Origin of the sequence: Micromonospora peucetia, assembly GCF_900091625.1 — a bacterium.
GTDB classification, from domain to species: Bacteria; Actinomycetota; Actinomycetes; order Mycobacteriales; family Micromonosporaceae; genus Micromonospora; species Micromonospora peucetia.
In genome coordinates, this window is sequence record NZ_FMIC01000002.1 from 6611541 (window position 1) to 6637004 (window position 25464).

Annotated in this window: 25 protein-coding genes; 3 read left to right on the forward strand and 22 right to left on the reverse strand. The window is 68.4% G+C overall.

The window, feature by feature from the left end; translation table 11 throughout:
• Positions 1–161: 161 nt before the first annotated feature.
• The 10 genes from GA0070608_RS28865 to GA0070608_RS33810 all read right to left on the reverse strand — a co-directional run bounded on the left by GA0070608_RS28865 (position 162) and on the right by GA0070608_RS33810 (position 9389).
• The gene (locus GA0070608_RS28865; RefSeq protein WP_091632405.1) at positions 162–1058 is read right to left on the reverse strand and encodes an IS3 family transposase; all 897 of its coding nucleotides are present in this window, start codon (positions 1056–1058) and stop codon (positions 162–164) included.
• Entirely contained in the window at positions 1055–1357 is a 303-nt protein-coding gene (locus GA0070608_RS28870; protein WP_176733888.1) for a transposase, read from the reverse strand. The genes GA0070608_RS28865 and GA0070608_RS28870 overlap by 4 nt, the downstream gene beginning before the upstream one ends.
• 843 nt (positions 1358–2200) lie before the next feature.
• Positions 2201–2788, reverse strand: coding sequence for an HNH endonuclease family protein (locus tag GA0070608_RS28880; RefSeq protein ID WP_176734018.1), 588 nt, complete (start codon positions 2786–2788; stop codon positions 2201–2203).
• A gap of 260 nt (positions 2789–3048) precedes the next feature.
• Positions 3049–4542, reverse strand: coding sequence for a hypothetical protein (locus tag GA0070608_RS32915; RefSeq protein ID WP_091632416.1), 1494 nt, complete (start codon positions 4540–4542; stop codon positions 3049–3051).
• Positions 4539–4919, reverse strand: a complete 381-nt coding sequence (locus GA0070608_RS28890; protein WP_141719591.1) for a hypothetical protein — start codon at positions 4917–4919, stop codon at positions 4539–4541. Before GA0070608_RS28890 ends, GA0070608_RS32915 begins: the two co-directional genes overlap by 4 nt.
• Positions 4920–5090: 171 nt before the next feature.
• Complete coding sequence (locus tag GA0070608_RS28895; RefSeq protein WP_091632422.1) at positions 5091–5375, reverse strand: hypothetical protein; 285 nt, start codon at positions 5373–5375, stop codon at positions 5091–5093.
• Positions 5376–5499: 124 nt separating this feature from the next.
• A complete protein-coding gene (locus GA0070608_RS28900; RefSeq protein ID WP_245715998.1) occupies positions 5500–6660 on the reverse strand; it encodes a tryptophan 2,3-dioxygenase family protein in 1161 nt (386 codons plus the stop codon).
• Between the two features lie 71 nt (positions 6661–6731).
• Positions 6732–7877 (reverse strand): aminotransferase class V-fold PLP-dependent enzyme, encoded by a 1146-nt coding sequence (locus GA0070608_RS28905; RefSeq protein ID WP_245716161.1) that lies wholly within the window; start codon positions 7875–7877, stop codon positions 6732–6734.
• Between the two features lie 5 nt (positions 7878–7882).
• Positions 7883–8602: a tryptophan 2,3-dioxygenase family protein gene (locus tag GA0070608_RS28910; protein ID WP_091632431.1), complete on the reverse strand. Its 720-nt coding sequence runs from the start codon at positions 8600–8602 to the stop codon at positions 7883–7885.
• An 82-nt stretch (positions 8603–8684) separates the two neighbouring features.
• Positions 8685–9389 (reverse strand): hypothetical protein, encoded by a 705-nt coding sequence (locus tag GA0070608_RS33810; protein ID WP_245715999.1) that lies wholly within the window; start codon positions 9387–9389, stop codon positions 8685–8687.
• 414 nt (positions 9390–9803) lie between these two features.
• On the opposite strand from GA0070608_RS33810, the gene GA0070608_RS33815 reads away from it, so the two are divergent.
• Positions 9804–9953, forward strand: coding sequence for a hypothetical protein (locus GA0070608_RS33815; RefSeq protein WP_425413260.1), 150 nt, complete (start codon positions 9804–9806; stop codon positions 9951–9953).
• 409 nt (positions 9954–10362) lie between these two features.
• On the opposite strand, the gene GA0070608_RS28925 is transcribed toward GA0070608_RS33815, so the two are convergent.
• Together GA0070608_RS28925 and GA0070608_RS34085 are read right to left on the reverse strand one after the other, a co-directional pair.
• Positions 10363–11196 carry an SAM-dependent methyltransferase gene (locus GA0070608_RS28925; RefSeq protein WP_091636414.1) on the reverse strand — a complete coding sequence of 278 codons (834 nt, stop codon included), beginning with the start codon at positions 11194–11196 and terminating at the stop codon, positions 10363–10365.
• A 145-nt stretch (positions 11197–11341) separates the two neighbouring features.
• Entirely contained in the window at positions 11342–11767 is a 426-nt protein-coding gene (locus tag GA0070608_RS34085) for an SAM-dependent methyltransferase (RefSeq protein WP_281186162.1), read from the reverse strand.
• 67 nt (positions 11768–11834) lie between these two features.
• On the opposite strand from GA0070608_RS34085, the gene GA0070608_RS28935 reads away from it, so the two are divergent.
• Positions 11835–12032, forward strand: coding sequence for a hypothetical protein (locus GA0070608_RS28935; RefSeq protein ID WP_091632440.1), 198 nt, complete (start codon positions 11835–11837; stop codon positions 12030–12032).
• 1444 nt (positions 12033–13476) lie between these two features.
• The gene (locus GA0070608_RS28940; protein ID WP_091632445.1) at positions 13477–14397 is read left to right on the forward strand and encodes a DUF6545 domain-containing protein; all 921 of its coding nucleotides are present in this window, start codon (positions 13477–13479) and stop codon (positions 14395–14397) included.
• On the opposite strand, the gene GA0070608_RS28945 is transcribed toward GA0070608_RS28940, so the two are convergent.
• The 10 genes from GA0070608_RS28945 to GA0070608_RS28985 all read right to left on the reverse strand — a co-directional run bounded on the left by GA0070608_RS28945 (position 14353) and on the right by GA0070608_RS28985 (position 25456).
• Positions 14353–16737, reverse strand: a complete 2385-nt coding sequence (locus GA0070608_RS28945; protein ID WP_176733890.1) for an EAL domain-containing protein — start codon at positions 16735–16737, stop codon at positions 14353–14355. The two genes, GA0070608_RS28940 and GA0070608_RS28945, sit on opposite strands and share 45 nt — an antisense overlap.
• An 812-nt stretch (positions 16738–17549) precedes the next feature.
• Positions 17550–18191 (reverse strand): hypothetical protein, encoded by a 642-nt coding sequence (locus GA0070608_RS28950; RefSeq protein ID WP_091632453.1) that lies wholly within the window; start codon positions 18189–18191, stop codon positions 17550–17552.
• A gap of 670 nt (positions 18192–18861) precedes the next feature.
• Positions 18862–19047, reverse strand: coding sequence for a hypothetical protein (locus tag GA0070608_RS32405; RefSeq protein ID WP_141719593.1), 186 nt, complete (start codon positions 19045–19047; stop codon positions 18862–18864).
• A gap of 44 nt (positions 19048–19091) precedes the next feature.
• Complete coding sequence (locus GA0070608_RS28955) at positions 19092–19349, reverse strand: hypothetical protein (protein ID WP_091632457.1); 258 nt, start codon at positions 19347–19349, stop codon at positions 19092–19094.
• Entirely contained in the window at positions 19346–20893 is a 1548-nt protein-coding gene (locus GA0070608_RS28960) for an ATP-binding cassette domain-containing protein (RefSeq protein WP_245716000.1), read from the reverse strand. The genes GA0070608_RS28955 and GA0070608_RS28960 overlap by 4 nt, the downstream gene beginning before the upstream one ends.
• Positions 20890–21933, reverse strand: a complete 1044-nt coding sequence (locus GA0070608_RS28965) for a branched-chain amino acid ABC transporter permease (RefSeq protein WP_091632461.1) — start codon at positions 21931–21933, stop codon at positions 20890–20892. Before GA0070608_RS28965 ends, GA0070608_RS28960 begins: the two co-directional genes overlap by 4 nt.
• Positions 21930–22808 (reverse strand): branched-chain amino acid ABC transporter permease, encoded by an 879-nt coding sequence (locus GA0070608_RS28970; protein ID WP_091632466.1) that lies wholly within the window; start codon positions 22806–22808, stop codon positions 21930–21932. The genes GA0070608_RS28965 and GA0070608_RS28970 overlap by 4 nt, the downstream gene beginning before the upstream one ends.
• A gap of 33 nt (positions 22809–22841) precedes the next feature.
• The gene (locus tag GA0070608_RS28975; RefSeq protein ID WP_245716001.1) at positions 22842–23657 is read right to left on the reverse strand and encodes a class I SAM-dependent methyltransferase; all 816 of its coding nucleotides are present in this window, start codon (positions 23655–23657) and stop codon (positions 22842–22844) included.
• 15 nt (positions 23658–23672) lie between these two features.
• Positions 23673–24881 (reverse strand): ABC transporter substrate-binding protein, encoded by a 1209-nt coding sequence (locus GA0070608_RS28980; protein ID WP_091632469.1) that lies wholly within the window; start codon positions 24879–24881, stop codon positions 23673–23675.
• Positions 24878–25456 carry a GTP-binding protein gene (locus tag GA0070608_RS28985; protein ID WP_091636427.1) on the reverse strand — a complete coding sequence of 193 codons (579 nt, stop codon included), beginning with the start codon at positions 25454–25456 and terminating at the stop codon, positions 24878–24880. Before GA0070608_RS28985 ends, GA0070608_RS28980 begins: the two co-directional genes overlap by 4 nt.
• Positions 25457–25464 lie beyond the last annotated feature (8 nt).

Consider the following 25464-nt stretch of genomic DNA (forward strand, 5'->3'; position numbering starts at 1 on the left):
GCCCGGAGACCGGGCGCAGCGCGGCGTACGCCGCCGTAGCGGGCATTACCTTGCGATCCTCGCCTGGTCCGGAGATTAGGCGCAGCTGGTGGGCGAACCAGTCGACGTGGTCCTGTGGGCTTGACCCGTTTCGACGGACAGGGTCAATGTGTTGATCTTAGTCAGGCTGCCTGGACGGCTGGTTGCAGGTGCGGGCCGGTGGCTTCGAAGGCGGCGGGGCTGAGGTAGCCCAGGGTCGAGTGCCGGCGGCGGGTGTTGTACCACCCTTCGATGTACTCGAATATGGCTTGGTGGGCGGCTTGATGGGTGGGCCATGGCTGGCGGTGCAGCAGTTCTGTCTTGATGGTGGAGAAGAACGATTCGGCGACCGCGTTGTCCCAGCACTGCCCGCGCCGTCCGACGGACAGGCGGATGCCGTGACGTTGCGCGAGGCGGGCGTGCTGGGCGCTGCTGTATTGGGCGCCGCGATCCGAGTGGAAGACCAGTCCAGACGTGGGTCGGCGCCGCACGAGGGCGTCGGTGAGAGCGGCGTCGATCAGGTCGGTTTTGAGGTGGTCGGCGATGGCCCAGCCGACGATGCGGCGTGAAGCCAGGTCGATAACGGTGGCCAGGTAGAGCCAGCCCTGCCAGGTGTTGATGTAGGTGATGTCCCCGCACCAGCGGGAATCGAGGGCGGCCGGATCGGTGGTGAAGTCACGCCTGACCAGGTCAGGGCGTCTGCTGGCGTTCGGGTCCGGGATCGTCGTGGCCCGCCACCGGCGAGGGCTCTTACCGGCCAGTTCAGCGGCGCGCATCAGCCGGGCGACGCGTTTACGGCCGTGCCGCATGCCGGCGTCGGCGAGGTCGGCGTGGATCCGTGGCGCCCCGTAGGTGCCCTTCGACCCCGCATGAACCTGGATGATCTTCTCGGTGAGCTGGGCATCAACGCGCCCACGGACGGACTGGACACCGGATGTGCGCTGGTAGTAGGCGGACCTGGAGACCTCGAGCAGCTCACACGCACGCTTGACGTTGTGTTTGCCGGCTCGCTCCGCCTCGATGAACGGGTGCACGTTCACCGGGTCTCCTTCGCGAAGAAAGCCGTCGCCCGCTTGAGGATGTCCACGTCCTCGCGCAACCTGCGGTTCTCCCGCCTCAACTGCGCGAGCTCGTCTCGTTCGCCGGTGGTCAGCCCGTCGGCGCGGACGCCGGTGTCGAGTTCGGCCTGCTTGACCCAGTCACGCACCGCGGTCTCGGTCAGGTCGAAATCCTGGCTGACCTGTCGAAGCGTGCGGTCACCGCGCTGGCACAACTCGACGATCTCGGCCTTGAACTCCGGCGTGAACGAACGCCGAGGCCGCGGCCGCTTCTTCCCCATGCTCTCCATGATGATGGACATCCTCCCGGAGACCCCAGGTCCCCTGATCTTGGATGTCCGTCAAAACGGGGCAGGCCCACTGCCAGTCGACGTTGCGATCCATGCCCGGTTCGTGGACCCGGCGCAGTACAGCGACAGACAGCTGGGCCTCGTGCCTCTCGGACGATACGGAAGCGCTGCTCAGACAAGGTGTCAGTCGTCGTTGGTCGCAGTGATGCGAACAGCACCGGGATCCCCGGCGGCGTTGACGTCCACGCAGACCGAAAAGAGCCCCGTCGCCGACGGAGGTCATCGCCATCATCGCGTGGGCACCGCCGAGCTCGATGGTGGCAGCCTCGTTCTCGGAGGCCCGCACACCCGCCATGACCTGCCAGTGATGCGAGTGTGGACGGAAGTCGAAGGCGAACATGCGAGGCGGAGTCACCCCCTTGCGATCGTTGAGCGCGACGGAACGCACGTAGCCATCCCGTACCGGAAGGTTCAACCAGCCGTAGCCGTCATCTCCCGCTATACCAGTGCGCTGGGCGCCGAACTCGGCGGCGATTTCCGCCTCGTCCCTTCTGCGAACGGTGATCGCCAGAGCGCACGCCCTCCTCGCACCGCAAAGGCAGCACCCGTCGCGCCGCCTCGCGCCTGCCGCGGCCGACATCAGCTCTCCTTCGGTCGTGAGCTCGGACGCCCGGACTGCCGTGTGCTGGGACCAACCACCTTCCCTGACCTCGGCGATCCAGCGCACCACAGCTGAAGCCTGTGCGTTTCGCCTCCATGGCCGGCACCGTTCCCGATCGGGAGCTTTCGCTCGACGTTCGTGGTCGCTGCCGGCACCTCATCGCAGCACGGCTATCAGGAGGAGCACGTGGTGAGCATGCTCTGCAGCGCGGATTTCTCGGACGACTGGAGCTTCAAACCCCAGCCGTACTTCACGGTGATCCACATCTTGCTGTACGTGCACCGGTAAGACGCCAACGGCGGCTGCCAGGTCGACGGATCCTGGTCACCCTTGGCCTGATTGACGTTGTCCGTCACCGCGATCAGCTGAGGACGAGACAGGTCATTGGCGAAACTTTGCCGGCGACTGGTTGTCCACGAGCTGGCGCCTGAGCGCCAGGCTTCAGCCAGGGGTATGACGTGGTCGATGTCGACATCGGAAGCGGCGTACCAGGTCGCCCCGTCATACGGGCTGTACCAGCGCCCGGACGTGGCAGCGCAGGAACTGTCCACAACGACGGACGTGCCGTCGCGCTTGAGGACCTGCTCCCGGGTGTTGCAGCTGCCGCTGACGGTGATCCAGTGCGGGAACAGATCCCGGGAGTAGCCACTCATTGATCCCTGAGCGGCCACTGTCAGGGAGTTGAGCTGGGACTGGGCGGTCGCCTTGGACGGGATGCCAGGGGGTGCGGCCGAGGCCGGCTGGGCGTAGACGCTCGCCATCTGGACTCCGACGAGGGCAGCGATGACCGTCGAGGCGACACGCCGCCGCACAGTGGGTTGGTTGGATTGTTGAGCGACACGCATGGCAGGCCTCCTCAGGCGACGACAAGCAGTAGCGACCGTCTCTAGCGATCATGTCTATCGAAAGGCACCCTTGTGAAGAGGCAGAAGCGCCTTCGCGAAGATTGGACCGCTGAGGGTTCGTCCATTGCTTTCGGCCTCGGGCCGGAGCTGCGCCAGCTATGCGGTTCGGCGGTGAGTCAGTCGATTGAGATGTCGCCCGACAATGGCCCTCCGCCTTCTTCGACAGCCTCGCTGCCACCTACAGGAGTTGAAGGCTGAACTGCCCGTCGGGTTAGGTGACCGTTGCCGGCATGGCGCAGGTCAGGGCCAGCGAGATCGTCCGGCGCCCGGCCCGGGTTCAGGCTCTGCCGGGCCACGTCGGCTGGCCGACTCACCGCTTGCAGGCGGGGCGGTGTGGCTAGAACCCGGGCGATCATGGCGGTCGTATCGCCTTGAGCGTTCTGCCCAATTGTCTGCCACAATGCGCGGCTGAGGTCGCGCACCAAGTCGTCGTTGGTGGTTGCGGGCCGCCAGCGGGGAGCGGCGCGGTAGACCAACGAGCCGGCGGGACGGTGAAGGATGGCGTCTGCTCGGACGAACAGGTTGCAGTGCCGTACAGCGGCGCGCAGTCCTCGGTGCAGGGTGGCGGCCATGAGCCGCATCTCGCTGACGAGCCGTTCTGGGTTTCTCGCCTGCTGGTGGACGTGTTCCTGAGCGGGGAGGTTCAGCAGCGAGCGGGTCCACCGCAGCGCTTCGCTGATCTCGGCGGCGGCGTCCTGGGCGGGGCCGTTTGCGGGGGTGGCTTGTAGGTCGGCAGCGGCGATTGCCGCTTGTCGCCAGCCGCCGATCATGTCGGGATTCTTTCCGGCGGTAAGGACATGCACGGCTAGGCCCAGTTGAGTACCGATTTGCAGGTGCACGCCGGTGACCTGGTCGGGGTGGAGCCAGAGCCATGTCCGTGCGGCCCGGATTGCGGCGATCGCCGTATCGACGGTGTCGACCGCCGGCGCTGGGCGCAGGGGCGACCGGGCGGTGTCAAGCTCGCGCAGGCCCGGCTCGAATTTCGCGGCTGCTACCAGCTGCGCGGCGGCGAGGCCCAATCGGCTGTTGCTCGTCCATCTGGCTGCCTCCGCGGCCGACCGGTACGTGTGTGCCAATGGCCCGCCCCGGTTCAGCCAGGCCGGAAGCCGGCCATCGAGCCGGACCGCCTCGACAGTAAGCCGCGCGAGGTCAGCGAGTGCTCCCTGGACACCGCCTCCGGCGCGGATTGCCCTGCCCTCGGGCGTCCCGGGGCGTCGCTTGAACGGAAGGTGCCCGGCGATGATGTCGCCGATGACACCAAGGGCATCGGCAGCGCGGCGCAGGGACCGCGCCGGGCCGGCAGTGACAGCGGGCGCCGGCGCAAGGTGTTCGTCCAGCACTGCGGCGGCGCGTAGACCGACGTAGAGGCGGGTCAGGTTCTGCCCGTGCCGCCCGAGGATCAGCGTTGCAGTCGCCCTGTTGGCTTCCTCCGCTACTGGCCGGCCCCCGACCAGTAGTTCGGTGATCCTGGCCATCTGGTGATACAGGTCCGCTCGGGCATGTACCAGGGCGTTGATCTCGGCAGCGTCGGCGGCGCGGCGGCCGGTCACCGCCGAAGTTGCGGCCCGCAGCGCCCGCTGCGCCTCCTCATGCCAGAAGCCGACCGTCATGCCAGGGCTGCGACCGCACGGCGCAGTTGTTGGGCGGCGGCATCGTGGTCGAGTCGTTCAGACAGCGCACTGTCGGCGTCGAGGGCGCGATGATCGTGGTAGCGCGCGAGTTGCGAGACGAGTTCCCTCACGGCGTCTCTGATGTGAGTGCTGGCGGTAGTGGGGACGGTTGTGTCTACGACGACGTCGTCGTAGTGGGTGTAGAACGTGCTCCGCACGTTGAGGATCTCAAGACCGAACCGGTCCCACGCAGTGTCCTCGCCGGCTAGGTGTTTCCACGCCTCGACAGCCAGGCAGATCGCACCGGCGGCGGCAAGGTCGTCGTTGCCAGCGGCGAGTCGCGCGGTCAGCGCGCTGGTTGCCTCCACGAATTCCATATGCGCAGCATCTGTCAGCGCCCGCATCCCCGTCCACCCCATCCTTCTGCATAGGAATTCCCATGATCAGCCATGTGCCGGCGCAGCAGGGACGGCCGACCACGATGTGATGACGCAAGTTCACCTGGTCGCGCTAGCCCCGCTCCGGATCCCTGTTTCTGTCCACGCGCTCTATGAGCTAGCTCGGCTCTCCTCCGCAGAAGAATGATTCGGCGTCGTTTCTCCCACCAGCAGATCCATGATGTCAGCGACCGGCACCAGGTAGCGGAACCCGACCTTCAGAATTCGGACCGGAAACTGGTTCATCTTAGCCAACTCGTAGGCTTTTGTTCGACCGATACCGAGGGCGGCTCCGGCCGTCACGACATTGGTCACGACGCCAAGAGACCGGATGCGCTCTACAGTCCACTCGGCGACGGGCCTCTTGCTTTTGTCTTGTGGATGCTGTTCTTTCATGGCGAACTCCTATGAACCTCGAAGCTCCGTGATATAGGACTGCCTGCGGCTAACGGTGCAAGCGGATTGCGGGATCCGAGGCGTCGCTCTCATCTGGAAGATCGTCCTAGGATTGATCGAGGTCTCATGGGATGCCTTGCTCGCGGTTGCTCGCGTTGCGGTGCGAGAAGACTGGCTGGTCGCGGCCGTGTAACAGGTAGGGGGTGCCGGGTGTGTCACCGGTGCCGGGCTGGTGGGTGCCGAGCATTCGGACGGCAAGGCTGTAGTGGGTGCGGCGCCATTGGTGAACGGCGGCGGCGAAGTGTCGTAGTCCGTCAGCAAGGACGGGCGTCTCGGCGAGCGCGTGATGGTCGGCGCGAATGGTGTCGAGGGCGTCGTCGATGCTCAATTGTCCGTGGTTGATGCGGGCACAAACATCGGGTACGGACAGGTACGCAGCCGAATCGAGGCGCTGCGGGTCGGGTGTACGGCACAGCGATTCGGCCAGTTTGTAGGCGCGAGACTGGATGGCGCTGGCGCCGTCGGTGTGGGTGCGGAAGGTGCGGAACGCCTCCGGTTGCATGGTGGCCAGCAGGGACCACAGTGGTGCGGCTTCGCGCAGGAGAGTGGCGGCGAGGGTCAGTCGGGTGCCGGCTGCGGGTAGGCGGCCTTCGGCTACGGCGGTGGTAACCGCGGTGAGGTCTCCGGCCAGGAGCCCGAAGGTCAACTCGAACGTTTGCAGGACCCGGATGAACAGGTATTCGTCGTGAACGGTCGAGACGGGCAGCATGGTCGTACGCATCGTCAGCCGCTCGTCGCTGCTGCGGTCAATGGAAGTCATGGCGATCAGCCGTCGGGCGAACGTCACCGGGTCGCCGACGGCATGGACGTCGAAGCTAAGGCGGCGCAGGGCCGGGGCTGCGGAGCGGGAGGCGTGTCGGAGGCGTTTGCGCACCACCAGGGGGTCGGGACGCAACTGTGGCAGCGGCGCCTGCATGGTGTCGAGGGCATGTATCTCGAAGGCGATGAGGTCGGACAGGAGCAGAAGGTGGAAGCGGTCACGGCGGGCCAGCAGTCGGTCTGCCCGTTCGGTGTCCCGGTCCGGGTCAGGTATGGGCAGCAGGGGCAGAGCGAGGTAGCTGCGGTAGTCGTACCGGTCGTCGGTCTTGTCGAGGGCGATGTTCAGGAAGGCACTCAGTTGACGGTGCGGCCCAGAGACCTCCGGTAGGCGTTCGCGGGCCGATTGCAGCAGCGTTGTCCACGTTCCGGAGACGAACTGCTTGCCGTGGTGCTGGTAGGCGTCCACGACGCAGTCGTACGGGAAGCGACGTGTGGTGGGTCGTCGCTGGGCTAGCCATCGCTGCAAGGGCTCGGGGTTCATCGGGCTGCTCCTGGGCGGGTACGGCTGCGGCAGCGGTAGGAGGCGACTGCCTCGGATACGGCGTCGAGGTCGTCGGTGGTGGTGTAGGCGTGGGTGGCCAGGCGCAGGACGCCGCAGCGGGGTGCGGCGATGACGCCGCGGTGTCCGAGCCAGGCCGCCATGGCTTCCGCGTGTGGCTCGACGAGCGCCAGGTGCGGGCCTTGCGTGTCGACGTCGGCGGCCAGGCGCACGATCTCGCCTTGACTGGCCAGGCGTGTCGCCAGTCCGAAGACCATTCGTTGCGTGTGGCGGCGCACCTGCCGCAGGTCGAGGTCGTGCACCGTGGACAGGCCGGCGACGGCGGCATAGACGGCGGCCACGGCGGGTGTGCCGGTCTCGTAGCGGCGGGCGTGTGGCGGGAAGTCCAGGACGGTGGCTTGGTAGGCGTGGGGGTTGGCGCGGCCGAGCCAGCCGGTGAGGGTCGGCCGTGGTCCGCCGGGGTTGCGGACGTAGAGGAAGGCCAGCCCGGGGAGCCCGAGCAGGTACTTGCCGGTGCCGGTGACGAGGTAGTCGCAGCGCAGGGCGTCGACGTCGAGGGGCATCACTCCGGCGGCCTGGTAGGCGTCGACGAACACGGCGGCACCGGCGGCGTGCGCGGCGTCGGCGATACGGGCCACGTCGAGGCGCCGGGAGTCTCGATAGGTGACGGCGGGCACCGATACCAGGGCGGTGCGCGGGGTGATGTGCGACAGGTAGTCACCGGTGCGGACCGTCGCGTGGGTGCCGCACCAGCGCACTCGCGCGCCGGGTTGGGCCAGCCAGGTGTGGGCGATTCCGGGGAACTCGGCGTGGCTGGTCAGGATGTCGCTGCGCCGGCGCCAGCGACAGCCGCCTGCCGCCTGGTGGGCGGCAACACTGGCGTTGGGCAGGACAGCGATCTGCTCGACGTCGGCGCCGATGAGCCGCGCGAACAAGATGCGGGCTTCAGTGACCTGCTGTTCGCATGCCTGCCAGAAGCCTGGGCGCGACAGGTCATCGAGCATCCGCGCGATGGCCTCGTCGACGTCGACGGTGCGTGGCGCGATGCTGCACGCCGCCATGTGAGCGCTGCCAGAGGGCAGGCGCAGCTTGTGCCGTAGCAGCGAGGGCAGGGTTTCGGTCATGGCGGTCACGGCTGCACCTGCTCGGGGCAGACCGGCTGTGTGGCTTCTTGGGTGAGGACGGTGCGGGCGTCCCAGAGGGTCGGGAAGCGGCGGTGGGCGATGAGTTTGGTCAGGCTGTCGACCGGGGTGTGGCGGGTGCCGAGCACGCCGTGGCCGATGATGCGGGTGGCGACGGTGTAGTGCTCGGTGCGCCACAGGGCGATCCGCTCGTCCAGCCCCACGAGCGCTTCGGCGAGCCGGTACAGCGGGTCCGACGGCTCGCCCCGGTATACGTCGACGGCGGTGAGGTTCAGCGATGACAGCAGGCGGGCGAACGCGATGTCCAGTTCGGTGGTCGCTGATCGCAGCAGCGCCCACCCGGGAGACTCGAAGCCGGAGCCGTTGCCCAGTGCGGTGCGGATGACGGCGAACCGGGCCGGCGGCAGAGACCGCAGCATGTGGAGCTGCTCGGTGATCAGGCGCAGCTCTTCCGCGGCGCGATGCAGAAGCAGTTCGGCCGCGGACGGCCGGTCCGCGTCGAGGTGCGCCAAGGCCCGCAACATGTGGGAGCGGGTGAGCTTCAGCCAAAGCTCGGTGCTCTGGTGCACGATCTGGAACAGCAGCTCGTCGGGGTGCACCCACTCCCCCGGCCCTTTCTGTAGGGAAAGCAGGTCGTCGGTGTGCATGTAGCGGGCGTAGTCGTTGTCACCGGATCCCGGTAGGACAGCGGGCAGAGGTGAAGGCACAGAAGTCTCCAGGTGCGGGTGGGCTGTTGCCCGGGGCGGGGATCTTGGTCGCGGCCAAGACGTGCCGGTGGCACAGGTTCGGTCAGGTACGCAGGGCGGCGAGCGTGGAGGCCGCTGCGGCGCGCACTCGGGCAGGCAGGTCGCCGCGCAGGGTGGCTCCGGGACGCAGCGGCGCGGCGGTGACCGTCAAGTAGAGATTCGCGTCATAGGTGGCGACGGTGAAGCCGCTCGCCTGGTCGGTGTAGGTGTAGGCGGCGGCCCCGACGCCGATCACGTCGGCAACCGGGCCAGTGGACTGCTGCGCCTGTCGTAGACCCTCGTACATGAGCCTGCCGGAGCCGGGCGCCCCGATGTCGGCGCGGACGGTCAGCACGATGCCGTCGGGCAGGCGGCCCACCGTGGCAGTGCATGCCGTGCTGACGGTGCTGCCCGCCGCGCGGGAGTCGTCCTGTTGGTTCCCAACCGAACCGACGATCTCGGAGATCGGCTCGAGGGCCACCTTCGAGCACAGCGCGTCTACCGGGCGATACGGTGCTCCGGTCGACGCGCCTGCTGTGGGCGTCGTTGCCTCGGCCGTCCTGGTGGTGCCGGCGGTGTCGGAAGCGGTTGTCGCCGTGGTCGTGCCCGAAGCGTCTTGAACTCCGGAATGTTTGGTACAGCCCGTTGCCGCTAGGACCACGGCGACAATGACGGCCTTCGCCGCAACTGCGCGGTGCCGCGCAAAGAACGGGTACGCCTTACGGCGGTCACGGTATTGATTTAGGGCAGACAATGGGGGCAGGCTCACAGGATCCACCTATCCCGGGGATGCAAGGTAGTTGCCCGCGCGAATCAACGGGCGTGCTTTGACGCAGGCCCGCTCCCCAGTCATCGGGACTGCGTCGTTAACGCAGCAAATTCAGCACAGCCCTGACCTCAGTGTCCACAGTTTCGGCTACCCCTAGCCACATTTACTGCCCTGTTGCAATACGTTCGTACAACACCTGAGCAGGGATGAAGCGCTCATCAGACGCACAATCGAAGGATGCGCCTTTCGGGTGTAGACGATTCGCCCTGCTCGAAAGCACAAGCGCTACGGCGTGAACCTGCTCGACTCCGAGGGCGACTTCCAGGTTGGCGGGGGTCCGGAGGTCGGCCTAGCGGTCGCCGTTGAGCACCGAGCCGAACCGGTCGATCCAACCTGAGTCGGTAACGCCACCACCTGGACGGTCAACTCGCCGCGTCCTATCACGCCTGCGCGACGCGTACCGATGGCAGCCTGTGGTGCTGGGGCGGCAACTCGTTCGGGCAGCTCGGCGACGGCACCACCACTCACCGGTCGACCCCGGCACAGGTGGCCCTGCCGGGCTGACCGCCCCCGGTGGACGAGCTGGGCCGTCGGTCCGCGCCGCTGCCGCGTCGGCAGCGGCGCGGACCGACGGCACCGCACCATCGGTCGGTGTCGCGCAGTGAGGTCGGGGAGCGCAACTGCACGTTGCCGGCATCGAACGCGGTCTCTCACGCGACGCCACCGAGCACCTCAACCGAGCCGCGGAGCAGGCATGTGCCCGCTGACACCGGGCACCGGAGCCTGAAGGAACACCTCGAGGTTGACGAGAACACCCCGCAGGCGGAAGTACCTACCAAAACGTGGTACGAGCGGCAGACCTAAACAACGCCGATAGGCAGGTTAATCAGACCGGGCGCGGTGCGGGCATCGGCGGCGTGGCCGAGGCCGGCTATTGGATGATCAAAGGACTTGGCGCCTCGCGCCGCCACAGTCAGAGATCGATGGCGACGGCTCCCCGCATCGGCGAAGGCGTGGGGCCGGCGGCGTAGGGGTCCGGCTCGCCGAGTTCGGGGCGCCATTCGTTGAGCGGCACCAGACCCGGTTCGAGCAGCGTGAGATCGCCGAAGAGAGCAGCGAGTTGCGCGTCGGTGCGCAGCGTAATCTCGGTGGCGGCACGGGCTCGAAAGACGGCCTTGCCCTCGGACACGGTCGTGTTGTCATACCGATCGGCCACGGTGGCGCTGATGTGGGACATGACCATCGCGCTCCCGGGGGCGAGCCGCTCGCGGATCGGGGTGACGACGGCATCGATACGATCGTCGGGAACCTGCTGTAGCACGGAGCAGTACAGCACCGCGGTGGGCTGATCGAGGTCGATGACGCTGGCGAGGTCGCCGTCGGCTAGCGCGTCGAGGATCAGATCGGGGCGGGTGAAGTCGCCCTCGATGGCGCGGCAGGTGGGGTTGTCCCTGAGGATCTGGTTGGAGACGACGACCGCGACGGGATCAATATCTACGTACAGCACGCGGATGTTAGGGTCGATTGCCTGGGCAATCTCGTGCACGTTTCCCTGCGTGGGGATACCGGAGCCCAGATCGAGGAACTGCTTGATGCCGTCCTCGGCGAGGGTGCGGACCGCCCGCTGCATGAAAAGCCGGTTAGAGCGAGCGATGTTCGCAGAGTCGGGTATGGCTTGCAGGAGTCGCCGTGCGGCTTCGCGGTCGGCTTCGAAGTTCTGCTTGCCACCGAGGAGATAGTCGTATATCCGGGCGACGGTGGCACGGCCTTGGTCGTGGCTCGATGTGCTCGTCGGCGGGCTGCTCATCACTGTCTCCCTCGCAGGTCCTGTCACTTGTGGATCTCGCAGCCTACGGGAGAACTGCTACGCCGACGGTCCCGCTTATCTGCCGCAGGTCGTGCGGCTACCCTCCGGTGGCGGACCGATATCATGACCAGTCAGAAACGGAAGGTCACTGCGCGCCGCATCGGTGAGGGCGTCGCGGCGCCGTCGTAAGGCCCGGGTCACCGAGTTCGAAGCGCCAATCGTTGAGCGGCACCAGACCCCGCTCGATCAGCGTGAGGTCGCCGAAGAGGGCAGCGAACTGCTCGTCGGTACGCACGACGATGTCCGTGGTGGTACGGGTGCGGTACAAGTCCTGGGCCGCGGACACGGACGACTCGGCCGTACCGGTTGCTGACCACAGCACCAAGGCGAGAGATGACCCTAGGGCTGCCGGCAGCGTACCGGGGCGACGGCTCCCTCCACCTGACCTTCGGGGACCGCCTGGAGGACGGAGCAGTACAGCAGTCGGTGGGCCGCAGTTCGATAACGCTGGCGAGGCCGCCGCCGGTGAGCGCGTCGCGGATAAGGTCGGAGGTCCTGCGTCGATTACCACCAGACGCCACGGATTTGCTCAGCGCAACCCGTAGCCGCCGGCAAGACAGGCTGCGTAGCGTCGAGGCATGAAGGTGTTGCTGCGCGGCGGACCAGGCGACGGCCAGGTGGTGCCTGCCGTCGGGCCGAGCACCATGTGGCGCGCGTGTCTGTACGAGGCAACGCCGGAGCGGGTCGATCGGCAGGGCCGCGAGCTGCGGATTTATCGGCACCGGCCCGACTGCTGCGAGGTGCACGGCCGAGGGGCTGAGGACCGCTGCGAATAGCCCGGCTTCGTGGGCCCACCACGACACCTGTTCGAACGTGCGTACGATCTCGGTGTGGACGTGGTGGCTCGACGGTGGTGGAATGGCCTGTGGGAACGCCTCGCGCGTCGCGACGTATGGCTCGTTAGCAGACCCGTTGGAAGGTCGTCGCCCGCGCTGGTGACGGCGAAACTGGAAGAGTGCTGAGCTTCGAGTTCAACTCCCCGGGGAGGCCCAGGAGATGATTGACCGTCTCCTGCGCGCGCCCTCGCCCGGATCATGGCGAGAGCAGCCCCGTCAGCAGTCGTCGATATCGTCACCGTTCAGCGGCGAACCGGCTCAGTGACGGGCGCCACTTTGACGCAGGTGAAGTCGGCGCCGTGCGCAGGGGATGCCTCGGTAATTTCGTCGGCGCTTTGCCCCGGGTTCGTACGGGCTGCCCTATGGTCGCCGCGTGAATCGTCCGGCAGCATCCGCTGATTGCCCGTGCGGTGGTCCCAGCCAAGTAAGGCCGGCGAGCTGCCGTTGACTCCGAGAGTCCAGGCGACCCCTTGGGCTGGCAACCACAGCTCGGATGCCGTGAGCCGGGCTACGGGGTGGAGGCGCCGATGCTGGCGAGGCTGTGAATTGCTCGGTGGGCGTGATCGGCGCTCACGAGGGTCAAGCGGTCGATGCCCGGAACTGTCAAGGTCACGTAGTGGCAGCTAGCGCACCATGTGCCTGCGCGCCACACCCTAATCGCTCGCGCCGTCCTCGCGCTTGATTGCCGCGTACGTCGCCAGCGAGCAGCCGCGACGACTGCCACCAAGGCGGCGGCTGCGGTGAGGACCGCCGCCATAAATAGCGCCGCCGAGGTGTCCTGCGTAGAGGTCGCCGGCGCGGCCAGCAGCCCGTAGAGAGTGAAGAGGGCCAGCGCCGCACAACCTGCTGCCGCTGCGGCTGGCCGTGAGGCGGAGCGCTGCCGTACCGGAGGACGCAGCTGTGTCGCCAGCAGGCTCGACGACACGGTGACGCTGCGGCTGCGAGCGGCAAGCATGCCCCCGACCAAGGTCATGGTGGACGTGCGGGCCACGCGTGCCCCTGCCGCATGCACCGCAGGCAGGGTGCGCGCTGCATCCCGAGTTCCACAGCGGAGGCAAGGCGACCCGATCGACATGCTGAACTGTGGCATGTGCCCACGACACTCCGGCATGGCTTTTTACCGGGTGCCGCTTGACCATGAGGGGGAGCTTAGCGGACTGCGGTTTCTCTAGCGGGAAACGATGATCGGACACCCGCAGGTGACGCTTCGGGCGCTACACTCTGACCTTTCGATCATCACTGATCGTAGTTTCGGGGGGTCGGGGTGGTTTGGGCTCGTGCGCGTCTGCGGCGGCGTCTGCGCACGGTGAGGGTGCCGCCGCCACCCGAGCCCTACACATTGGAGGCGTGGTGCCAGGCGATTGGTGATTCTCGGGGCCGGCCGTTGGTTATCCGCGACGAACGGTTCGACGCGGAATACCCCTCCGGTGTACTTGTTCCCCTGGACCGCGCCGACTACATCCTCGTCGACGCGAGCCTGCCGATGCTTGCGCGGACGCAGAGCGTGCTGCACGAGGTAGCGCATCTCGTCCTCGGCCACGCTGGCAACGCCTTGCATTCCGACATTGATCCCGCCCTGGAGGCCGAAGCGGAACTAGCCGCCGACCTGCTGTACCAGCAGATGATCCGCGCCGCTGCCAAATCCGGCAGCAGGCACGGCGAGAGGCCGGCACGACTGCGGTCCTGGCGGCCCTCGACGTGGTGGGCGGACCGCCGTACGGACTGGCACGTCAACCAGTTGTGGATCAAGCTGAGGGCCGGCTTGCCCGACGCGACGATCGTCAGCACGACCACGGGCGTCCCACTCCCGGTGGAGATCGGCGGTAGCCGGCATCGCCACCGCCGCGTCATCGAGGTTCACGACGCGCTGCGGCTTCTGCGCCCCTGGTGCAGCAGGCAGGTGCATGCCAGCGCGCAGCGGCGCGCGCACCGCTATCGCCTGGACTCCGCCACCGCCGCCGCGGTCGCGGACGCCGCCACACTCGCCGTCGCGCTGCGCCGACGCCAAGCCGCGTTTCCCGCCGTCCATGACCCGCTCGACACGACACCACCTGTCGACGTGTCCGATGTGCGAGGCGAAACCCGCCGCCTCGCGCGCATCTCCTGCGCATGGCATGACTCACCCGTTGTTGCTGCCGAGGTCGCTCGCTGGGCACCCGTGGTCGCGACCATCAACGCGAGCGACGAGCCACGCCACTCGCCTCTCGCGCAGATGCTGTCTGTGGCGCCGCTGCCCGAGGGCATCGCCCGACGCGGCCGGTCATCCCGAGCGGTGCAGCCGCAGCACTCTCGCCCGCCCGGGTAGAGCCCGTGGCTGCCACAGCCGCCCGTGGTTCCTCAACTGGCTGGGGAACATCGCGCCGCCGAACAGTGAGCCGCTGCCCAGAGCACAGCCGAGGGTAGCCAGCTCTTCTCGCTCGTCTTCCCTGGCGATGCCGGAAGCGATGACTGCGAAGCCCAGGTCGATGGAGAGGTCGACCGCCGCGCGGATGACGGAGCGGGCTGGCCGCCAGCCCGCGTCCAGCGCATAAGCCGGATGCAGACGCAAGAAGCTCCAGGTGGCGGCGTTCAGTACCTCGATGCTGTTCTGGTCGCTGCCAAAGTTCGCCAGCAGAAGCCGTATGCCGTAGTGCCGCAGCTGCTCGACGGTGTTCCGGTCGCGCAGTGCGGTCGGCTCCGCGACTTCCAGCACCAGCGATGACGCGGCCACGCCGTAGCCGCTCAGCATCTCGCGCAGAGAGTCAGCAAGCTGCGGCGTCAGCGCACGTGCCGGCACCGGCACGATCAACGCTGTCCGAGGCAGCGCCTCCCGCCAGGTGGTCGCCGCCGATACCGAGCGAGCGACCACCTTGCGCGCGAGGTCCTGCAAGGCTTCCTCATCGTCGATGAGTTGGTAGATGTCCTCGTCGGCGGCGAACACGTCGTGTCGGGAGTAGAGGAATCGCGGCGTTGACTGCACCATGACGATGCGGCCGGTGGTGAGGTCCACGATCGGCTCGCACGAGATCGCCATGCGCGCGTCCAGCAGCTCTCGGGCCAGTGAGGTGCCGGGTACGGGAGCCGTTTGGTAGGACACCAGCCGGTCCTGTCCCGCGCGGACCGCCCGCCACATCACCCGCTCCGCGCCATCCAGCAGGTCGTGCGCCTGCGCGGCCGGTCCCGACGTCATCCCGGCGCTCGCCCGCACGCTCAACGGGCCCTTCTCGTCGGTGACCAGTCGACGCAGCGCCGCCACCGCCCAGCACGCCCGCTGGTAGGCGGTGTCCTTTGACAGGCCCCACATGACCAGCGCGAATTCCGCGTCGCCGACCCGGCCGACAACAGAAGCCGCATCTCGCGCAGCCCGGCACAGCCGGCCGGCGAGTTCGTCGAGCACCCTCAGCGCGCGGTCCCTGCCGACCGCATCAGCCAGAAACTGGTAGTTCTCGAGGCGGACGACCACCACATGACACGTCCCGGTCGCCTTCGTCGCAACCCGAGACAGCAGCGCCATCCGATTCGGCAAACGGGTGTCAGGATCCTGGGTCGCCGCCAGCTCGTGCCGATGCGCATCTTCCGCCAGCAGCCCGTAGGCATGAACGCCGTCCAAGCTGGTCGACAGGTTAGCGGCGAAAGCCCGCAACGTTGCCTGCTCACGCACCGACAACACGTCACGCCGGCCCGTCAGGTACAGCCGCACCATGCCCTGCAACCCGGTCGCATCACGCCGGATCTCGTGCCGCACCACCGTCCGGGCGCCAGCCATCTCGGGAGCCTCGGACGCAGGGCCGTCGTACACGACTCCCGCCTCCCCTGCCTCGCTGTCGGCGCGCACCAGCCGCTCGCCGCCGTGAATCTCGATGTCGGCCGCCCGGGTGCCGAACAGTCCGACCGCTCCGACTGCGGCAGTGTGCAAGACGGTGTGCAGGTCCCGGGCCGACAGCGCGTCGGTCAAAGCCGCCAGGTGCTCCCAGGCGCCCCGCTCCTCACGAATACGCAGCCGGTACGTCACCGCGAGGTACAGCACGAGCATCACCGCAGGCAGGGCGATCATCGCCCGCTTGTCGAGCCCAATAACGACCGCGAACAGGCCGGCAGTGACGGTCTCGCCGAGCGCGACAATCAGACGGGTGCGCCAGAGGGTACGCAGCACCAGCGCGAACGGCTTACTGGTTGCCAGCGTCACCGCGGCGCTCGTGACCAACTCTTCGATGGCGAACAGGACGGCCGCCGCCACTAGAAGACCCGCCCCAAGACGTGCCAGCCCCGACGTATCCATCTCGGCCTCGACGAAGCCGGGACGCACCCCGAAGACATACAAAACCGCCGCTGCGGCAGCAGCCGCAACGATATCCATGGCGGTGTTCTGGATCGCCTTGTGCACGCCCGACGCTCGGGGGTACCGCGTCACCATCCGTGCCACCGCCACGCCGACGGCCGCACACAAGATCACCCAGGGCGCCGGCAACGCCGCGGCACACACCAACGACGCGGTGGGCGTCAGAGTGATCCGAATGGGCATCCGCTGCGGCAATGGCGCCGAACAGATCGCGCCCACCGCCATCAGCGCCGCACCCATCAGCGGATACACGAAATAGTAACGCGCCGGTTGCCCCACATGGTTCACCGCCCATACGAGGCACACCGACGCCAAAACGCAAACCATGGATGTCAATGTGACCAGCGCCCATCTTCCACGCTGGTTTGGCATCAATCAGGCCCCCATGATCATCGGCCCAGTCCTCTCGTGCAAGTCGTCCACAGTAGCAGCTCACACCGGTTCCTCAGCCCCACTCGACGCCCTTGCGCATGCCGCCACCTCCCTAGGCCGGATCGAGATCAGAGGGAACATATGCCATTACATAGGCTTCAATCAACGCGAAAGGTCTTTTTAGTCACCACTCGCGCACTGCGGCTTCTCCGCTGGCAAATCAGGGCGGAGCAGGCAGATCCCACAGAGGTCAAATCGACCCGATTGGCACCACTGGCATCGCCGGCAGGAAAAGACGCAGCCAGGTAGACCTAAATCACCCAGCTTTTCTGAGCAATCACCGCCGCCGCCGCGACAACCACCTCGCGGTGAGGCGCCCGCCACCCACATGCCGGTAGAACGCGCCTCGCCGCCAGCCGGGTCCGTCAGGCCGCAGCACGAGACGGACACGACCTCGACGCCCGCGCCGCGCCGCACGTCCCAAGGAAGGATCTGGTTGCGGTGGCCCGGTGCTGCACGGCGAGCTGGTCACGCCGACGGCACCACCGGCCCCGTCCGCGCCGGGCCCCCTCGACGTGCAGCGGCTGCTGGCCAGCCACCCGCACCAGCGAGGGATCAACTTGACCCGGCTGCACGACCGCCGTCCTCACCACCCTCGCCCGTACTTTGGCCCAACAGCAGCTCATCTACCGCTGGTCGGCAAAGGAACCAGCGCAGGTAGCCGTCTTGTTGCCGGGATCCGTTGCGGTATCCCCGCCGGCGGTAGCTCATGGCATCGCGACGGGATCCAGGAAGGCGCACTGGGTGGCGATCAACATCGGCAGGTTCACCGCCACCTCGCGGGCAACTCCCTCAGGCGTGAGGCCGATCGGGTCCTCACCCGCCGCCAACTCCTCCTCGTCAGCCCGTGCGAAGTAGGCGCAGGCTTCCCAGAGGTTGGGGTGCAGGAAGGAGAACGCCCACATGACGTAGGCGTCGTTCTGGAGCGCTACCAGGGGGCGGCGGTGATGGCCCATCCGGTGGTAGTGGGGCTCCTCGGCTGTCGATCCCATGCCCTCGGCGGTAGGGAAGAGACGGTAGTGCCGGAACAGGTCTTCGAGTGGGCCTTCGGGGTCGAACTCCAGCAGCAGGCCCCGGTTGACCAGATCTTCGACCAGTCCTGCGGCGTCAGGCTGTGGCTTCGGTGCGGTCAGCAGCGACTCCACCAGCCTCGCCCGGTCCACGCGCAGCTCCGAGTGGCCCTCGACGTCCAGAAAGACGGCCCCGTAGACGCCGACCTCGTCCTCGCTGAGGTCGACCATGTCGGCGCCGAGGTGGATCTCCCACGACTCCGGCGTCGGGTCGGCGGGACGCACATATCGGTGTTGTGGTCCGAGGCTGAAGCCCACCGGGACGATGACGCGAGGCATGGGCCGTTCCTTCGAACACTCTCGCGGATGCTGTCGACGATTTGTTGTTGCCGGCCGCTGTCCCAGGAGCCGGGGGCGCGGCGGCGGTCGGTCAGCCCGCCTTGCGGGCGTGGATTGCCCTGCATTGGTAGGGAGCTCAGGACCAGGTCAGGGTGGGCCATGAGGATGAGGAATTGGTTGAGGTCGGCGTCGGTGGTGTCGGGTCCGCGCAGAGTGGGTCGGAGTCCATCGACGACGTCGGCAAGTAGACGGCATCCGGGGCCGCCGCCGGTCCAGGTTTCGGTACCGGTGTGGGTACAGGCCTGGACCATGCCGGTGCCGATGAGCTGCTGGTCGATGTCGAGCGGCCACGTGGCGCCGCCGTCGGGGCCGGCGATGGTGCGATAGACGCTGCGCATGACGGTGTGGATCAGGCGGGCGTCATCCGCGCTCGCCCGTAGACGTCGATGACGTAGGTGGGATGCAGGTGTCGGGTGTCGTGGTCGACGCCTGCGACGGATCCTGTCGGGCCGACAAGAGGCAAGGCGGGTGGTGATGTTGCTGACGCGCGCGATATCAAGGACCTGCTGCCCGGGTGTGATGAGGAGCTTGTCCAGTTCGCGGTGGATGAGCGGGCTCAGCAGGCGATTCGCGGGTGGCGCGGAGTGCACGGGCGGGGCGGTGGTGGCCGTCATGGACCTGGATCTTTCTGCTTCGGTGTCGACGCGAGGTAGCGGGCGGCCCAGCGGGCGTACTCGCAGGGGAAGGGTTTGAGTTGCTGGTAGGCGATGTGGCAGCCGTGGCACATGCCGTCGTCGTCGGTGTGGGCTGCCTGGACCGCGCGGGCGTCGTCGAGAGGATCGTGCGAAGAACCCACAGGGCCGCGACGGTGGCCCTCGGGTTGACGGCCGGGTGTGGAACTCATGGCGGGCTGTGTGGCTGAGGCGGGGGCGAGGGTTCGTCGTCGATCCAGGCGACATCGGCGTTGTGGAGGCGGGCGACGCCGTCGGCGTTGGTGCAGAGTGCGAGCAGGGTGCGCCGGCCGTGCAGGTTGACGGCGAAGGCGCTTCCGTCGGGCAGGGCCAGGCCCCAGCCCACGATCTGCGGTGGGCTGTCGTCGTCGGGGTAGGCGAGAAGCGCGAAGCGGCTTGGCTTGTCCTCGGCGGGGTTGCTGCTCATGCGTTGGCTCCGACCGGGGTGACGCCAAGCAGGTCGTGGAGGCGCCGGTGATGAGATTCGGTGAAGTCGGCGGTAGCGGCGGTGAGGGCGACGTGACCGTGTTCGAGCACGACCACGTCGTCGGCGAGGGACAGGGCGAGGGACAGGTTCTGCTCGGCGATCACGACGCCGACGCCTTGGGCTGCGATCGTGGAGATGGCAACGCTGATCTGCTGCACGAGGGCAGGGGCGAGTCCCTCGGACGGTTCATCAAGCAGCAGCACTCGGGGGCGGGCCAGCAGCGCGCGGGCGAAGGCGAGCATCTGCTGTTCACCGCCGGAGAGGCGTTCGGCGGAATGGCGCAGGCGAGTGCCCAATGCGGGCAGAAGCGCGAGGATGTCGTCGCGGCTCCACTGTCGGCCGACGTGGCGGTCTCGGGTGGCGGTGGCAGCCGCGACGGTGAGGTGTTCGGCGACGGTCAAGCTGAACAGTCGTCGGCCTTGCGGCACGAGAGTCAGGCCGGCGCGGGCGATGCGGTGCGCGGCGGTGGGTAACCTGCCTCCGCCGAGCGTGACGCTGGTGGGCGGTGTGAGAGGCGTGAGCCCCGCCAGGGCGTTGAGCACGGTGGTCTTGCCGGCGCCGTTGCGGCCGAGCAGTGCCAGGATTTTCCCCTCGAAGACGTCGAAATTGAGGTCGTGCACGGCCGGCGCGCCGTCGTAGCCGGCCTGCAGGTTGCGGACCTCAAGCAGCCGACGCCGTTCACCGCTCGGTGGCACGGGATCGGGAACGCAGTCGGGTACGGCGGCGGCCGGCGTACCAGCGGTGGTGAGGTAGACGGCGCGTACGGCGGTGTCCGCGCGGATCTCGTCTGGGGTGCCGGTGGCGATGTGGTTGCCGTGTTGCAGGACGGTGACGGTGTCCGCGACGTCCCACACGAGGTCCAGGTGGTGATCGATCAGTAGGACCGTGACCTCCGGCGGGAGGGCCCGGATGGTCTCGACGAGTTGTGCGACGTCCCCGGGGTCGAGGCCGGCGGAGGGCTCGTCGAGGAGCAGCAGCCGCGGTTGGGGCGTGAGTGCGACAGCCAGTTCCAGCCGCCGCCGCACCCCGTATGGCAGGGCGGCGGCGGGCATGTCGGCGTAGGCGGCCAGCCCTGCGGCATGCAGCACGGCGCGCGCACGGTCGGTGTTCATGCCGCGGCGGGCGCTAGCGGATCGGGCAGCAGGCGGGGTGCGACGGTTGATGGCTAGGGCGACGTTCGCGGCGGCGGAGAGCCGCCCGAACACGGCGGGGTGTTGGAAGGTGCGGCCGACGCCGCGTCGCGCGCGGGCCGCGGGGCCGAGGCGGTTCACGTCGCGCCCGTCGAGCAGGACCCGCCCGCTGGTGGGGCGCACGCTGCCGGCGATGACCCCGAACAGGGTGCTTTTGCCGGCTCCGTTGGGGCCGATGACCGCGTGTCGGGCACCGGTGGGCAGGGTGATGGAGATGTCGTGCAGGGCGTGCAGGCCGCCGTAGCGGCGACCCACTCCGTCGAGGTGCAGAAGCGCAGGTGGGTAATCGTTCACGGCTGCCTTCCTTCGGGTGTGCGGCGCAGGCGTGTGGTGAGGTGGCGGGCAAGTGGCCGGCCGTAGGCGACGGCGAGGAACAGAACGCCGAGTAGCACGGGTCCGTGACCGCCCGTGCCGGCACCGACGAGGTCCCGGGTGGCGACGACAGCGAACGCGCCGAGGACGGCGCCGGTCATGCTGCCGGCGCCGATCGCGGCGGCCAGCAGCGTGAGCGCCGCGATCTCGAAGCCCAGGTCGGCGGGAGAGACGTACCGGTTGACCGCGACGAGCAGCGCGCCGCCTGCTGCGGCGAGCGTGCCGGCGGCGGTGTAGCCGGCGGCGAGTTCGAGGGTGACCGGGTGGCCGAGTGCTGCCATACGGGGCTCGTGGTCGGCGCAGCCGCGCAGGAGCAGGGCGAGGCGGGAGCGCATCAGCACGGCCACGGCGGCGGTCAGCAGGAGGAAGCAGCCCAGGGTGTACCAGTAGACGTGCCCGGCGCCGGTCAGCGGTGCCGTTGTGGGCCAGGCGGTGACCGGTGGGGTGTGCATGCCTTCGTCGCCGCCGGTGACGGTCGTCCACTGTGCGGCGATGGTCGCTGTCAGGCTCTGCACCGCGAAGGTCGCCATAAGAAACGCGGTGGCGCGGGTGCGTAGCACCAGCGGCGCCGTCGCGGCGGCGGTGATCGCGCCGGCGGCGGCTGCTGAGGCGAGCTGCACCGGGCCGGCGGTGACACCTGCTTGGGCGAGCAGGGCCGCGGTGTAAGCGCCGACGCCGAAGTAGGCAGCCTGGCCGAAGGACGGCAGGCCGGCGACACCGACGAGGAGTTGGGTGCTCATGGCCAGCACCGCGAAGACCAGTGCGGTACTGGCCAGGGACACGGTGTAGGCGTCGGTGATGGCGGGCAGCAGCAGCGCGCTGAGCGCCACGCACCCGGCCAGGCCTGCCCGAACCGCCCGCTGCGGACGGCCAAGCGGTGCGGGTGCCGCCGAGTGCGGTGGCGTGGCGGCGGCCCCGGTTGCGGTGGCGTTGGCGTTGGCGTTGGCGTTGGCGGTGCTCATGCTGGCCTCACCGCCGTCGGGGCACCGCTCTGGCCTCGGATGACGAGGACGACGAACAGGGCGCCGAAGAGAGCGAAGGGGGCGAGGGCGGGGGCGGCGAGCACGCCGAGGGTTTGGACCTGCCCGACCAGCAGGGCTGCGGCGAGGGTCGCGGGGATCGAGCCGGCGCCGCCGAGGACGACGACGATCAGCGACAGCACCAGGACGGTGGTGTCGACTCCGGGGGCGGGGCCCAGCAGGGGTGCGCCGAGGACCCCGGCGGTGACGGCGAGTGTTGCGCCGACGGCGAGGGCGGCGATGCGTACTCGGGCGGTGTTGATGCCGGTGGCGGCGGCCATGGCGGGGTCGGTGACGGTGGCGCGTAGCATCACTCCGGCGGTGGTGTGCCGCACGATCCAGTGCAGTGCAACCGCGACGGCGGCGGCGACAGCGATGAACATGAGTCGGTAGGTCGGGTAGCCGAATCCGGCGATGTCGATGCGGCCCGCCAGGACCATCGGCGGGTCGGCGGGCAGCGGGGTCGCCCCGAACACGGTGGTGAAGGCGTCCCCGGCCAGAAAGGCGATGCCGAGGGTGGCGAGGCCTTGGTCGAGGTGCCCGCGTGCGGCCAGGGGACGCAGTACAGCGGCCAGGGCCGCACCGCCGAGGGTGCCGGCGGCCACACCGACGGCCACGGCGGCGAGCAGGCCGAGCAGGCTGCCATCGGTGAACAGGTAGGCGAGGTAGGCGCCGAGGAGGTAGAGCGTGCCGTGGGCCATGTTGAGCACGTCCATGACGCCGAAGATCAGCGCCAGGCCGGCGGCGGCGACGAACAGCAGCAGCCCGAAGGCCACCCCGTCCAAGCCGGTCACCGCGAACGTCGCTACCTGTCCCACGGCACGCTTCCCCTTCCTTCTCACGGGTCCTGGTCAGTCCTCGGCCCGGCGGCCGACGGTGGTGACCATCGGGTAGGACCACGTGAGGGCGTGCGGGTCGTTCATCCCGTCGCGCAGCGTCTCCAGCTGCGGCGAGCTCATTCCCCGCGCGAGCAGCGCCGCTTCCATCTGGCGGCTGTTGCTGGCGTGCAGCAGACACCCGGCCTCCCCGCCGGACCACAGCCGGTTATGGACCTCGGCCTCGACGTCGACGAGGCCGACGTCGCGCATCGCTACGGGCACGCGGTGCGCCCAGTTGGCCGACGCGCCGTTGTCGACGGCCAAGCCCACCAGGGCGTTCTGGAACGCCAGGAACGCCTCGGCCAGGACGGCCGGACCGCGCAGCAGCATCTCGTCGAGGCGGGTGCAGTCCCACTCGGAGATCACCAGCACCCCGCCGGGCTTGAGTGCGGCGGCGGCGCGGCGCAGGACCTGCTCGCGATCAGCTAGATGCATCAGCAGCAGCCGGGCGTGCACAAGGTCGTACTCCCGCTCACCCAGGTCGATGGTGGTGACGTCGCCAGTACGCACATCGATCAGCTCGTGAGTGGGCACGTGCCGGGGGTCGGCGTCGAGGGCCACGACGCGTCCGGCGGGGCTGACCTGCTCGGCGAGCCAGGTAGCGACGCTGCCGGCGCCGGTGCCCAGGTCGAGGCACCGCCAACCGCTCTCCACGCCGGTACGGGCGAGCACGTCGGTGGAGTGTGGGTCGAGGATCTCCGCGAGCAGGCGTACCTGCCGTGCGGCCTCGCTGGTGGCGTTGTCGAAGGTGTATCGGCCGTCAACGGCGGCCACGGGTGCGTTGGTCATGGTGGAACTCCTGTTCTAGCTGCCGAGAGTGGTGAGGTTCTGCACGACGACGTTGGCGCGTGCCCGGCCGTCGTTCTGGACCTTGCGCAGGTACCAGGGCTGGATTGGGCTGTGGCTGGCGCCGAAGCGCCACTGCCCGCGTGGGCTGTCGATCGCGCCGAGCTTCCCGATCGCCGCGTTGATCGACTCGCTGGTCGGCTTGTCCCCCGCGGCGGCGATCGCGGCGGCGAGCACGAGTGCGGCGTCGTAGCCGGTGACGTTGTACAGGTTCGGGGCCGTCTGATGCTTCTGCTGGTAGGCCGGGGCGAACGCACGGTTCGCGGCGTTGTCGAGGTTCGCGGCGTAGTTGAGCACCGTCTGCACCCCGTCGGCGGCGGCGCCTTGGGCCGCTAGGACGCTGCCCTCGGTGAGGAACCCCGCCCCGTAGAGGGGGACCTTGCCCTTGAGTCCGGCCTGCTCGTACTGCTTGACGAAGTCGACGGCCATCGTGCCGGCGTAGAAGCAGTAGACGGCCTTCGCGCCGCTGGAGGTGATCTTGTTCAGGTACGGCAGGAAGTTCGTGGTGCCCGGCCACGGTGTCCAGGCCGGTTTGCCGTCGTCGTTGGCGAGCTTCCCCCCGGCCTTGACGAAGGTGTCGACGAAGCCGCCGATCTGGTCGTAGCCGCCCTGGTAGTCCGGGCCGATGACATAGACCGGCCCGTCCACCGTGGTACGCACGTGTTCGGCGATGGCCTGCCCGGTCTCCCGCGACAGCCACGAGGTGTGCCAGATGTAGGAGACGTCGGTCAGCGTGGACGGGCGGCCGCCGGTGCCCACGAACGGAGTTTTCCGTTCGGTGACCAGGGTCTTGATCGACTCCACGGCGTCGGCGCTGCCGGTACCGGCGATAACCGCCACCTTGTCCTTGTCCAGCAGCTTGCGGGCAGCGTTGAGCGCCGACTGCTTCCCCTCGGCCTCGTCAGCCGTGACGACCTGCACCCGGTGGCCACCGAGCTTGCCGTCGTGAGTGTCGAGGTAGAGCTGCCAGCCCTTGACGAGGTCATCACCGATGGCCTTATACGGGCCGGACTGCGGCACCAGCAGACCGATGCGGATCGAGCCCGCGGCAGTGGAGTCGTCGAGGCTGGAGCCGGAGCACCCAGCCGCAGCGGCGAGCATGGTCGCGGCGGCGACGGTGGCGAGTAGACGGGTGACGGGTCGTCGGCGGATCACGGGACTCCTCATCGGGGTTGGGGATGGTGGTGGGCTTGGGTACGCCGCAGGGTGATGGCGTGCTCGACCAGCGTGATGAGCGTCTGGCGGACCTGGGCGCGGTCCAGGGCGTCGCAGTGCAGCAGCGGCACCGTGTCGGCAACGTTGAGCGCCTGACGCAGCTCCGCCGCGGCGAAGCGGGGCGCCGCAGGGAAGGCGTTGATCGCCACCGCGAACGGCACCTGCTGGGCGTCGAAGTAGTCGATGGCCGCGAAGCAGTCGTCCAGGCGGCGGGTGTCGACCAGGACGACTGCGCCGATCGCGCCCCGGCACACCTCGTCCCACATGAACCAGAACCGGTCCTGCCCTGGAGTGCCGAACAGGTAGAGAATCAGCGTGTCGTCGATGGTGATCCGACCGAAGTCCATCGCGACGGTCGTCGTTGTTTTCTCCGGCACCGCGGCGGTGTCGTCAACTCCCACGCTGGCAGCCGTCATGACCGCTTCCGTGCGCAACGGTGTGATCTCGGAGATCGCACCCACGAACGTGGTCTTCCCGGAGCCGAAGCCACCCGCGACCACGATCTTCGCCGACGCGACACGGGGCATCTCGCCGG